Annotated in this window: 10 protein-coding genes; 4 read left to right on the top strand and 6 right to left on the bottom strand. The window is 72.4% G+C overall.

Going from position 1 to position 12,194, the window contains the following annotated elements:
• Positions 1–5: 5 nt before the first annotated feature.
• Positions 6–647, bottom strand: coding sequence for a hypothetical protein (locus tag OGH68_RS09925; protein ID WP_264243001.1), 642 nt, complete (start codon positions 645–647; stop codon positions 6–8).
• Positions 644–994 carry a hypothetical protein gene (locus tag OGH68_RS09920; RefSeq protein WP_264243000.1) on the bottom strand — a complete coding sequence of 117 codons (351 nt, stop codon included), beginning with the start codon at positions 992–994 and terminating at the stop codon, positions 644–646. Before OGH68_RS09920 ends, OGH68_RS09925 begins: the two co-directional genes overlap by 4 nt.
• Positions 995–1,148: 154 nt before the next feature.
• Between OGH68_RS09920 and OGH68_RS09915 the strand changes: the two genes are divergently transcribed.
• Complete coding sequence (locus tag OGH68_RS09915) at positions 1,149–4,382, top strand: CHAT domain-containing protein (protein WP_264242997.1); 3,234 nt, start codon at positions 1,149–1,151, stop codon at positions 4,380–4,382.
• 61 nt (positions 4,383–4,443) lie between these two features.
• Here OGH68_RS09915 and OGH68_RS09910 read toward each other — a convergent pair whose 3' ends face one another.
• Complete coding sequence (locus tag OGH68_RS09910) at positions 4,444–4,806, bottom strand: cupin domain-containing protein (protein WP_264242996.1); 363 nt, start codon at positions 4,804–4,806, stop codon at positions 4,444–4,446.
• A gap of 170 nt (positions 4,807–4,976) precedes the next feature.
• The gene (gene panB / locus OGH68_RS09905) at positions 4,977–5,837 is read right to left on the bottom strand and encodes a 3-methyl-2-oxobutanoate hydroxymethyltransferase (RefSeq protein WP_264242994.1); all 861 of its coding nucleotides are present in this window, start codon (positions 5,835–5,837) and stop codon (positions 4,977–4,979) included.
• 323 nt (positions 5,838–6,160) lie between these two features.
• Between panB and OGH68_RS09900 the strand changes: the two genes are divergently transcribed.
• Positions 6,161–7,162: an endonuclease/exonuclease/phosphatase family protein gene (locus tag OGH68_RS09900; RefSeq protein ID WP_264242993.1), complete on the top strand. Its 1,002-nt coding sequence runs from the start codon at positions 6,161–6,163 to the stop codon at positions 7,160–7,162.
• Between the two features lie 146 nt (positions 7,163–7,308).
• A complete protein-coding gene (locus OGH68_RS09895; protein ID WP_264242992.1) occupies positions 7,309–8,559 on the top strand; it encodes an MFS transporter in 1,251 nt (416 codons plus the stop codon).
• On the opposite strand, the gene OGH68_RS09890 is transcribed toward OGH68_RS09895, so the two are convergent.
• Positions 8,519–10,285: an NAD+ synthase gene (locus tag OGH68_RS09890; RefSeq protein WP_264242991.1), complete on the bottom strand. Its 1,767-nt coding sequence runs from the start codon at positions 10,283–10,285 to the stop codon at positions 8,519–8,521. The two genes, OGH68_RS09895 and OGH68_RS09890, sit on opposite strands and share 41 nt — an antisense overlap.
• Positions 10,286–10,392: 107 nt before the next feature.
• On the opposite strand from OGH68_RS09890, the gene OGH68_RS09885 reads away from it, so the two are divergent.
• Positions 10,393–10,773: an HINT domain-containing protein gene (locus tag OGH68_RS09885; RefSeq protein ID WP_264242990.1), complete on the top strand. Its 381-nt coding sequence runs from the start codon at positions 10,393–10,395 to the stop codon at positions 10,771–10,773.
• Between the two features lie 930 nt (positions 10,774–11,703).
• On the opposite strand, the gene OGH68_RS09880 is transcribed toward OGH68_RS09885, so the two are convergent.
• A complete protein-coding gene (locus OGH68_RS09880) occupies positions 11,704–12,159 on the bottom strand; it encodes a CBS domain-containing protein (RefSeq protein WP_264242989.1) in 456 nt (151 codons plus the stop codon).
• Between the last annotated feature and the right edge of the window lie 35 nt (positions 12,160–12,194).

The following is a 12,194-nucleotide window of genomic DNA, read 5'->3' as shown; positions in this document are numbered from 1 at the left end:
CGCGCCTACGGGCAGGTGCCGGTCACGGCCATGTTGTCGACCGACGCGAGCGGGATCTCGACCGGACCCGCCCGCCCGGCCACGGACAGACGCACCGTGCCGCCGTCCGCCGACAACAGGGCGCCGCAGGTGGTCCCCGTACCGTGGGTGACCTTCAGGAACGCGGGCCTGGCCGCGGGCGCCCACCAGGTGAGCGCCGTGCCGGCGAACAGCAGTACGAGGGCCACCGCCACGGCACGGCGGGCACGGGTGAGCCGCCGGGCCGCCGATATCGCCGTCGCCACCTCGAAACCGTCCACCGATCCGTGATCACGGTGGATGCCGGCCAGGGTCACCGCCAGTGGCCGGTTCCCCGCCTGCGCCGCCAGAGCGTGCCACAGGCCCACCACGGCCAGGGCCAGTCCGCCGCCGACGAGCACGGTGACGGCCACCCGCCAGCCGAAGGGCAGCTCGGCGGTGGTGCCCCGGCCCTTGATCACGATCGCCGCGCCGATCAGGGTGATGAAGGCCGCGAGACCGTTGCGCCACGCCTCCGCGCTCGCCCGCACCGCCGGCAGCGACTCGCGCACCAGTTCCCTGAACCGGTCCCGCTCCGCCAGGTCGGCCGCACTGGGCGGACCGGTCGGCCTGCGGGGCCGCAGGTTCACACGATGTCCAGTTCGAGGCGGAAGCTGGCGCCGCATCCCGTCAGGCCCTCCGGGGCGTCCACGTGGGTACTGCCGCAGCCGCAGGAGACGTCCAGCACCACGGTCTCCACCGGGTCGGTGTCCGCGGAACGGCCGACCCCGCCGGTGCCGGTGAGCGCGACCGAGACCTGACGGTCGACGATGTGGTGGTCGCAGCGGGGACACGGACCGGCCACGACGAAGCCGTACACGCCGCCCGAACCGTGCGGCGACACCGTGAGCTGCCCGGCCTCGAGCAAGTCGTAGGCACGGCCGGTCAGTTCACGGTCGGTGGTGGCGAGATAGGCCGGGGCCGCTGCGTCGGACATGGCCACACTGTAATGAGCGCCGGTTTACCTTGAGTGCTGTTCGCACCACTCAGGGCCAGGGGGGCTCATGGCGGTCGGCAGCGATGGGGGCGGAGCGGGGGACGACGGTGCGGGAGAGGACCGCGGACGGCAACTGCTCCTTCGGGGAGTGGAGTTGGACCGCCACGGTCGTACCGAGGAGGCGGAGAGGCTCTTCCGGGAGGCGGCCGGGGGGTACGCCGACTTCAACGGGATGTACAACCTGGCTCTGGTGGCGGAGCGCACCGGCCGGATCCGCATGGCCCGCCTCTGGTACACCGAAGCGTTCCGCCACGGGCATCCGGAGGCCGCCAACAACCTGGGAGCACTGCTGCACAACCAGGAGGACCCCGACGCGGTCCACTGGTTCCGGATCGCCGCATCGAGGGGCCATCCCCAGGCCGTCGCCAACCTACGGCGACTGGAGGCCGCCGACCCCCCTCCTCCGGTGGACCCGGAGATGGTGCCGGTGGCGAAGTACCTGAATGCGGAGGCGGCGTTCAAGCGGTTCGAGGCGACGGGCGACGACGCGTCCCTCGTGGCAGCCGTCAACATCACCCGGGACGGGGTGCGCCTGGCACCCGAAGGGCATCCGGCACGGGCGGTCCTGCTGGGCGCACTGCGTGGAGTCCTGCGCTACCGCTACGACTTGCGGGGCCACACCGCCGACCTGCGGGAGGCGGCCCTTGTCGCGCTGGAGGAACTGTCGGCCCGCGCCCCGGACGATCCGGTGCGTACGGAGGCCGCAGAGGCCGCCGTCGGGATTCTGCGTGACCTGTCCCAGGTCACCGGTGACGCGGAGCCGGTGCATCGCGCCGTGGACATCGGCAGGCAGGTGCTGACGCGGCCGGGCGGCGACGAGGAGGCACGGGCCCACCTCGAGGCGAGTCTCTGCAGCGCCCTGACGTCGCTGGCCGTCCAGCACACGGACACCGGCGCCGGACCGGCGGCGGGCGACGGCGCTGCCGCCGCAGCGGATGCCGAGGCCCCGATCGACGGATACCTGGACGAGGCGGTCGCGCTGGGGCGCGCGGCCGTCGAGAGCCTGCCACCGGACGACACGGTGTCCCGCACCAATCTCGGGGCGGCGCTGCACGTGCGGGGCTCGCGCAGAGGTTCACCGGACGATCTGGACGAGGCCGTCGTCCTGTTGCGGGCGGCGGCACGGACCGCGGACAACCCGAGGCACCGGGTCGATGCCGCCACCAACCTCGCGTCGGTGCTGCGCAGCCGGGCCTCCCTCATCCGCCGGTCGCAGGACCGGCGCGAGGCCGACGCGGTGGCGGACGAGGCGCGGACCGTGCTGCGGGAGTCACCCGCGGACCATCCGCGGACGCTGATGTACTCCCTGTTCGCGGCCGGCGGCTCCGCCACCTCCGAGGACGCCCGCCGTGCGCTGGCGGCCGTGCCCCGCTCACACGCCCTGCGACCGAAGCTGCTGGTCCTGCTGGCCACGGCACTGGAGGAGGAGGGTGACCGGGACGGCGCGGTGGCCGCGGCCCGGGAGGCCGCGGCCACCGCGGTGAGCGAGGAGAGCACGTTCGAGTCGCGGTGGCTCCTCGGCTCTCTGCTGCTGCGTTCGCACGACGACGGTGGGCCGGACCGCGCCGAGGTGGAAGAGGCCGTGGCGGCCTTCACGGCGGCGGTCGCGGCATGTGAGGCGACGGACGTGGACCGCGCCGAAGTGCTGATCGGTCTGGCGGTGGCGCTGGTGAACCGCCTTCGGTTCGCACCTGACGGCCCCGACCGCGAGGCGGCGCTGACGGCGCTCAGGGACGCGGCCCACGCGGTCGGCTCCTCGCCCGAGAGCCGCCTGTCCGCCACCCGGATGTGGGCGGGTCTGGCCCACGAGGCAGGCGACACCGCCGACGCGCTGGTGGGGGCGCGCGTCGCGGTCTCCCTGCTGCGGGACATCGGCTGGACCGGGCTCGAACGCCCCGACCAGGAGCAGGCCCTGCGCAGCGGTGCCGCGATGCCGAGGGATGCGGCTGCCCTGGCGATCACCGAGGGCCGGCCCGAACTGGCCGTGGAACTCCTGGAGCAGGGTCGGTCGGTGCTGTGGCGTTCCACGCTGCACCTGCGCGGCGACCTCGCCTCCCTCGCGGCGCGGGAGCCCTCCCTCGCGGCGGAGCTGGAGAGTGTCCGCTCCGCGCTGGACGGCGACGACCGGGCCGACCCGGAGACCCGGCTGCGGCTGGCCCGCCGCTGGACACAACTGTGCGACCGGGTCAGGAGCCTGCCCGGCTTCGAACGCTTCCTTGCCCCGCCCGAGTTCGGTGAACTCGCTACCGCGGCGGCCGAGGGTCCCGTGGTCGTCGTCAACATCAGCACCCTGCGCTGCGACGCGATCCTGGTGCTTCCGGGCGGACGGGTCGACGTCGTACCGCTGCCCGACGTCGACTTCCGCAGCGCCGACAGCGTCTGCAACACCTACCTGGAGCACCTGGGGGACGCGCTGGCACCCGGTGCCACGGGCCGGATCCGGCAACGCGCGCAGCACACTGTCCACGACACCCTGGAATGGCTGTGGAAGAAGATCGCCCGGCCGGTGCTGGACCGGCTGGCCCTGCCGTACCGGTCCGAGGCGCCCCCGCGGATCTGGTGGTGCCCCACGGCCTCCTTGGTGTCGTTGCCGCTGCATGCGGCGGGGCGTTACCCCCGCACCCGCGCCGACCGGACCGAGCCGGTCGGACTGCCCTACGCGGTGGTGTCGTCCTGCACCACGACCCTCGCCGCACTCGTCGACGCCAGGCGGCGGCCGGCGGCGGGCGATCCCCGGCTGCTGGCCGTGGCACTGTCCGACACCGGGCGGGGCCACACGCCCCTGCCGGGAGTTCCGGAGGAGCTCCGGGGACTGCGCGACGCGCTCGGCCGCGAGCGGCTGAGCACACTGGCCGACGACGCGGCCACCGTGGCGGCGGTGCGGGAGCGACTGCCCGGGCACCCGTGGGCGCACTTCGCCTGCCACGGCAGACTGGACATGAGCGCACCGGCGACTTCGGGCCTGTGCCTGCGCGACGGCGACATGAACGTGCTCGACTTCGCGGAGCTCCGACTGACCGGTGCGGACCTGGCGTTCCTCTCCGCCTGCCATACGCGGCTGGGCGGTGGGCAGTTGCCGGACGAGGCCATCCACACCGCGGCCGCGCTGCGCATGGCGGGCTTCCGCCATGTGGTGTCCACCCTGTGGTCCGTCCAGGACCGGGTCGCGCCCGCCGTAGCCGCCGCGTTCTACCGGAACCTCGGAGCCCCGGGCGCGCTGCGTTCGGCCGGTGCCGCCGTGGCCCTGCACCGCGCCGTCGCGGAACTGCGCGACGCGGACCCCACGAACCCGATGCTCTGGGCCCCCTTCGCCCACGACGGCCCGTAGCGGAGGCATCCTGCGCGGGGCAGGCCGCCGACGAGAAGCCGGCGGCCGTTGTCCGTGCCGGTCAGGACTTGGCGTATTCGCCGAAGCCGACCCAGTCGATCACCACGCACGGCTCGTCGCCGACGACCCAGGCGTCATGGCCGGGTGCGATGGAGATGAAGTCACCGGGGCCGGCCTCGCCGGTCTCGCCGTCGTCCATGACGACCTTCATCCGGCCGCTCACCGTGTAGCCCACATGGGCGGCCTGGCAGCTGTCCGTGCCCGCGATCGGCTTGATGTGGGTGGACCAGCGCCAGCCCGGTTCGAACACGGCCCGGCCGACCGGCCCGTGCTCCGTGTTGATGACGTCCAGCTTTCCCTTCCCGTCCTCGAACGCACGGGTCTCGTCAGCCGAGTCGAAGTTCCTGCTCACGAGTGCGGCCATGATGTCCCGCCTCCTGGCGATGTACGTGCGGTCCCCGAGGCCACTTCTCACGTTACGCCGACTGGCACGTTACGGCCGACTGGCACGTCACGCCGACAGCCCGCCGACGGGGGACGGTCGGCGGGCTGTCGTCTGTGCCGGGAGTGGCTCGATGCGGTGGTGCGCGTGACTCAGTGGAACGTGTGCTCCTCGGCGGGGAACGCGCCGCCCGCGACGTCGTCCGCGAACGCCTTCGCCGCGTCGCCGAGGGTCCGGCGGAGGTCAGCGTACTGCTTGGTGAAGCGCGGCACCTTGCCGCCCGTCAGGCCCGCCATGTCGGTCCACACCAGGACCTGCGCGTCCGTGTCGGGGCCGGCGCCGATGCCGATGGTGGGGATGTGCAGGGAGCGGGTGACCTCGGCGGCGAGCTCGGCGGGGACCAGTTCGAGGACCACCGCGAACGCGCCCGCGTCCTGAGCGGCCTTGGCGTCGTGGATCAGCCGGTGCGCGGCCTCGTCGCTGCGGCCCTGCACGCGGTAGCCCATGGTGTTCACGGACTGGGGGGTCAGACCGAGGTGCGACATGACCGGGATGCCGGACCGCACGATCAGCTCGGTCTGGGCCAGCGAACGCTCGCCGCCCTCCAGCTTGACCGCGCCGACACCCGCTTCCTTGACCAGCCGGGTGGCGTTGCGCAGGGCCTGGACCGGGCCCTCCTGGTACGCGCCGAAGGGCAGGTCGCCGACGACGAGGGCGCGCTTGGTGCCCCGTACGACGGCCGCCGACAGCAGGGTCATCTCGTCCATGGTGACGGGCACGGTGGTTTCGTAACCGAGGTGGCAGTTGCCCATCGAGTCGCCGACGAGCACCACGGGGATGCCTGCCTCGTCGAACACGGACGCGGTCATCGCGTCGTAGGCGGTGAGCATGGGCCACTTCTCGCCGCGCTCCTTGGCAGCGGCGATGTCGTGCACGGTGATGCGGCGCTGCTGCTTGCCTCCGTACAGCGCCTTGCTGCTGTCGGTGGCCTTCTGGGCAGGCTGAAGCGTCATGAGTATTCGGCTCCTTCGTCATCTCGAGGCGCCCTGACGGCGTCCCCGGACCGCCTCCATGGTGGCACTTCATGCCGCCCCGCGAAAAGAGGACCCCGTCACACGGCGCGCGCCGCCGCGCCCGGGCGCGGAAGTGTGCCCGTTCTGTCACAGCGTCGGCGGCGGGCCGTACGCCAGGAACCCGTGGTGGCGCCCCGTCGTCATCGAGGAAGTACGGCCGTCCCGGGACGGCGGAGTGACCACCGGCCATCGCCTAGGGTCCTTGGGACGGCGGCGAGGCAGGCGTGACGGCAAGACAGTGCAAGGCAGTGAGGACAGCATTCATGGCGCAGGCGTACACGGCGGAAACGGGGAACGGCGCAGCCGGGACGCACACCGGCTCCTTCGCCGGGAGACTCGGGGGTCTCCTGCCCGCGCGGTGGCGCGAGGACCGGGGCATCTGGCGGCGCGGCGTCGTCCTCGCTCTCTTCGCCGTGCTGATCGCCCTGCTGATGGCGCTGCACTCGCGGATTCCGAACCGGATCGGCAACCTCGGCAGCCTGACGGAGACGTTCCTGCCGTGGCTCGGGATCTTCGTCCCGCTGATCGCGGTACTGCTGCCGCTGGTCGTGTGGCTCGACCTCTTCGGCGGGCTGCTGACCGGCAAGTCCGCCGCCGCGGCTCACGACCGGGGCGACCTGACCGTCGCCACGCACAACGTGAACGCGGACAACCCGGACCCGGCGGGCACCGCGAAGGACGTCGCCGCCTCGGGGGCGGACGTCCTGGCGCTCCAGGAGCTGCCGGCCGGGCAGGTCGCGGCGTACGAGGAGGCGCTGTCCGGTGCGTACCGCCATCACGCGGTGGAGGGCACGGTCGGCGTGTGGAGCAAGTACCCGCTGACCGGCACGGCCCCCGTCGACATCGGGATGGGCTGGGTCCGGGCCATGCGGACGACGGTGGAGGTGCCCGGGGGAGACGTCGCCGTGTACGTGGCGCACATGCCGTCCGTGCGTGTGAAGCTCAACGCCGGTTTCACCGCCAACCAGCGCGACGACAGCGCCGACGCGCTGGGCGAGGCTATCGCGCGCGAGCGGGAGGACCGGATCGTGCTGCTGGGTGACCTCAACGGCACGATGAACGACCGCTCCCTGAACGCCGTGACGTCCCAGATGCGTTCCACGCAGGGAGCGGCGGGCGACGGGTTCGGCTTCAGCTGGCCGGCGGCGTTCCCGATGGCGCGGATCGACCAGATCATGGTGCGGGGCGTGGAGCCGGTGTCGTCGTGGACGCTGCCGCGCACGCCGAGCGACCATCTGCCGATCGCCGCGAGCGTCACCCTGTGACCTTCCCCGCCCCGCCCCTCCTCTCCCCCCTGGCACAGGCGGAAGGCGGGGCGGGAGAACGTCGCGGCAACCCGCCGTTCACCGCTGGGAACAAAACGTCTGAGAGCATTTGTTCCGAGAACGAACTTACTCGGAAAGGCTCCCCCATGCCCTTGGCGCTCCTCGCCCTCGCCGTGTCCGCCTTCGGCATCGGAACCACCGAATTCGTGATGATGGGCCTGCTGCCCAACGTCGCCGACGATCTCGGTACCTCCGTCCCCAGCGCCGGCCACCTCGTCTCCGCCTACGCCATCGGCGTCGTCATCGGCGCCCCTCTGCTCACCGCCCTCGGCTCCCGCGTCCCGCGCAAGCGGATGCTGCTGCTCCTGATGGCGCTGTTCACCGTCGGCAACCTGGCCTCCGCCCTCGCCCCCGGCTTCGGCACCCTGCTCGCGGGACGCGTCCTCGCCGGGCTGCCGCACGGTGCGTTCTTCGGTGTCGGCGCCGTCGTCGCGGCACGCCTCGTACGGGAGCACCGGCAGGCCCGGGCCGTCGCCACCATGTTCCTCGGGCTCACCGTGGCCAACATCGTCGGCGTCCCCGCCGCGACCGCGCTCGGCCAGCAGCTCGGCTGGCGGGCGACGTTCCTCGTCGTGACCGTCATCGGCCTCGTCGCCATGGCGGCCCTCGCCCGCCTCGTGCCGCACATGCCGCTCGACGCCCACCAGAGCGTCGGCCGCGAGCTGCGCGCCCTCGGCGACCGGCAGGTGGTGCTCGGCCTGCTGACCGCGGTCTTCGGCTTCGCGGGAGTCTTCGCCGTGTACTCCTACCTCGCCTCGATGACGACCGAGGCGATCGGACTCGGCGAGCCGTCCGTCACCCTCGTCCTCGCCCTGTTCGGCATCGGCATGACCCTGGGAGCCCTGGCCGCCGGCCCGCTCACCGACCGCGCACTGCGGCCGACGCTCTACGGCTCCCTCACCGCGCTCGCACTCGTGCTGGCCGCCTTCCCGTTCACCGTCGGCACGCCCTGGCTCGCCCTGACCGCCGTCGTCGTCCTCGGCGCGGTCGGCTTCCTGACCACCACGCCGCTGCAGATGCTGGTGATGCGCAAGGCGAAGGACGCCCCGACCCTGGCCTCCGCCTCCAACCACTCCGCCTTCAACCTCGCCAACGCCGGCGGCGCCTGGCTCGGCGGCGCGGCCATCGCGGCGGGCTGGGGCTGGACGTCGCCGGCCCTCGTCGGCGCGGTCCTCGCCGTCGTGGGTCTCGCGATCGCCGTGACGGCCGGACTGCTGGACCGCGACCGGGGGCCGGGCCGTACGGCGAAGGGGGCCTCCCGCGTCGTCGCGGGAAGCCCCCTCAGGCAGCAGACGGTCAGCTCCGCCGGCTCGTCGTCTCGCGCCAGCGGTTCGTGATCGGCAGCCGCCGGTCCTTGCCGAAGCCCTTCGCCGAGATCTTGGTGCCCGGCGGGTACTGGCGCCGCTTGTACTCGGCCGTGTCCACCAGCCGCAGCGTCTTCGTCACCAGCTCCTCGTCGAACCCGGCCGCGACGATCGCGTCCTTGCCCTGGTCCCGGTCGACGTACAGCTCCAGGATCCGGTCCAGCACGTCGTAGTCCGGCAGCGAGTCGGTGTCGACCTGGCCGGGGCGCAGTTCGGCGCTCGGCGGCTTGGTGATCGACGCCTCCGGGATCGGCGGCGTCTGGCCGCGCTCCTCGGCGGCGCGGTTGCGCCACTTCGCGAGCCGGAACACGGTCGTCTTGTACACGTCCTTGATCGGCCCGTAGGCGCCGACCGAGTCGCCGTACAGCGTCGAGTACCCCACGGCCAGCTCGGACTTGTTGCCCGGCGCGAGCACGATGTGCCCCTCCTGGTTGGAGATCGCCATCAGCATCGTGCCGCGCAGCCGCGACTGCAGGTTCTCCTCCGCGAGACCGGTGAGCCCCAGCGACCCCATGTACGCGTCGAACATCGGCTCGATCGGCACGGTACGGAAGTTGAGCCCGGTCCGGCGGGCCAGCTCCGCGGCATCGTCCTTGGAGTGGTCGGAGCTGTACTTGGACGGCATCGAGACGCCGTACACGTTCTGCGCACCGAGCGCGTCGCAGGCGACGGCGGCGACGAGAGCGGAGTCGATACCGCCGGACAGACCGATGAGCACCGAACGGAAACCGTTCTTCGCGGCGTACGCGCGCAGGCCGACGACCAGCGCCGAGTACACCTCCTCGTCGTCGTCGAGCCGGTCGGCGTACCCGCCCGTGAGCTCCGCCTCGTACGCGGGCAGCGGCTCCTCGGACAGCACGACGCGGTCGATCCGCAGGCCGTCGTCGACCACGCCGTCCGGGGCGTCGGCCGCGGCGGCGGGCAGCTCCAGGTCGAGCACGACGCAGCCCTCGGAGAACTGCGGGGCGCGGGCGACGACGTCGCCGTCCGCGCCGACGACGATCGAGTCGCCGTCGAAGACCAGCTCGTCCTGCCCGCCGATCATCGCCACGTAGGCGGTGGTGCAGCCGGCCTCCTGCGCACGCTTGCGCACCAGCTCGAGGCGGGTGTCGTCCTTCTCACGCTCGTACGGCGAGGCGTTGATCGAGACCAGCAGCCCCGCCTTCGCGCTGCGCGCCGCCGGGACGCGGCCGCCGTCCTGCCACAGGTCCTCGCAGATCGCGAGCGCCACGTCGACGCCACGGACGCGGATCACGGGCATGGTGTCGCCCGGCATGAAGTAGCGGAACTCGTCGAAGACCCCGTAGTTGGGGAGATGGTGCTTGGCGAAGCTCAGCACCACCGCGCCGCGGTGCAGCACGGCGGCGGCGTTGTGCGGGGCGCCGGCGGGCTGCCCGTACTTGGGCCGGCCCGTCTCCGAACGGTCCAGGTACCCGACGATCACCGGCAGTTCGCCGAACCCCTCCGCGTCGAGCCGCACCGCGAGGGCCTGCAGCGCGGAACGGGACGCTTCGACGAAGGACGACCGCAGGGCGAGGTCCTCGACGGGATAACCGGTCAACACCATCTCGGGGAACGCGACGAGATGCGCCCCCTGCTCGGCGGCGTGCCGGGTCCAGTGCACGATCGCCTCGGCGTTGCCGGTGAGGTCGCCGACGGTCGAGTCGATCTGATTCAGAGCGAGGCGTAGTTGAGGCACGGGGCCAGTGTAATCGTCTTTCTGACGCGATGCCCTTCCGGGTGACGCGGCCCACACGGCGCCGGGCCGCCTGCGCGGGGCTCCCCCCAGGCAGGGCGGCCTCACCTGTGCCCGAGCGCCAGTCCTGGGTACCAACAGGTGAACTGCGGCCGGGCGACCGCTCGCGGTCCTCCGAGGGCGCACTGGTGACGGTCACCGCCGTCAGCCGTCACTCGGGACGCCAGGACACGTACGACCTCGACGTCAGCGGTATCGACAGCTACTACGTCCGGGTCGGCACGGAGGACGTCCTCGCCCACAACTGCACCGACCTGGCCCGTGCCGAACGCATGTTCTTGGATGTCGCGCACACATTGGACGAGCACGTCAACGTGACCCGGCAGCAGATGACGGACTCACCGGCACCCACGGCACCGGCTCGCTGGGCGACAGTGTCGACCGTCTCGGCGGCAATTACAGTGCGACGACGAGCAACCGCTTCACCGTGACCCTGGCAGTCGAGAAGGGCCACAAACCCGGCGGCTTCTACGTTCTGACCGCCTACCCGCTGTAAGGAGCCGCACCATGCACGATCCGGCAGCACAGCGGGACGAGACCGTCTTCGACTTCGGCATCACCGCGCTCGGCGCCTCTTTCCACGGGGACTGGTGCCTCGACACCGAAGACGAACTGACCACGTCCTCACCTACCTGGGCCCGGAAGGCGACCCCGCGGGCCTCAGCCTGCTCATCGAGGACATCCTGCGGCTGCGGGGCTCCGCCCTCGACGGCGGCGAGCTGGGCCTGCTCTGGCACGCCACCGACCCGCCGCACGGCGGTGCGCCGGAGACCCAGGGAGCGGAGCGCGCCTGGCTGGACCGGCTGCTGAGCGCGGTGGTCGCGCTCGCGAGGGCACGGGGTGCGTCGGAGGCGGTCTGCACGAGCTGTCCCGGTTGTGTTCCGGACGGCACGAGCGCAGCGGCGGTCCAGCACCGGCGGCTGGCCGGGGAGGTGGTGGAACTGGTCGGCCTGATCGACCAGCGGGCCGAGGGGCACATGCCGCTGCCCGCGACCCGTGAGGCGCTGGTGCGCTGCGCGGAAACGGTCTGCTCGGAACTGGCGTTCCGCTTCCTGCTGCATGCCGCCAACCAGTACTGGTCACGTATGTCGCCCGAGACGTACGGCCGACTCGAACGTCTCAGTGCGGCGTTCGGTCACGGCCGCATGTCGTCGACGCGGTCCGGTACCTCGTCGACTGACCGGCCGGCCTGGCGTCCGCAGGAGCGTGCACGGGGGCTTCCGGCCCTCGTAACCCGAGACCGGTGGGCGCCCCGCCCGGGGGCGGTGCACACCGCCGTCGACGCCACCCCGGGAGGCAGGGCGCCCACCCCGGGGGTGCCCCACCGGGGGAGGGGCACCCCCGGGACGCGCCGCGTCGGCTCAGGTCATGGCGCCCGCGTCCGTCAACCGCTCCGTCCCGCTCTCCGCGTAGACCCGTTCCGCCCACCCCGCCAGCTGGTCCTCACTCAGGTGCTGCGCCAGATCCGCTTCGCTGATCATGCCGACCAGCCGCTTGTTCTCGATCACCGGCAGCCGCCGGATCTGGTGCCCCTGCATCTCCCGCAGCACCGCTTCGACGTCCGCGCCCGCGTCGATCCAGCGCGGCGTGCCCTTCGCCATGTCGCCTGCGGTGACCCTGGACGGGTCGTGGCCCATGGCGACGCAGCCGACGACGATGTCGCGGTCGGTGAGGATGCCGCACAGGCGCTCGTCGGTGTCGGCGATGGGAAGCGCGCCGACGTCCAGTTCGCGCATCAGCTGTGCCGCGCGGTCGAGGGTCTCGTGTTGGGGGATCCACCGGGCCCCCGGGTGCATGATGTCCTTCGCCGTGGTCATGGGTCGTGCCTCCTGGATGCCGTACGGCCCCGAGC

The organism is Streptomyces peucetius (assembly GCF_025854275.1).
Classification (GTDB): domain Bacteria; phylum Actinomycetota; class Actinomycetes; order Streptomycetales; family Streptomycetaceae; genus Streptomyces; species Streptomyces peucetius_A.
The sequence above is the reverse complement of the archived record's forward strand: the minus strand, read 5'-3'. Positions and strand labels throughout refer to the sequence as shown.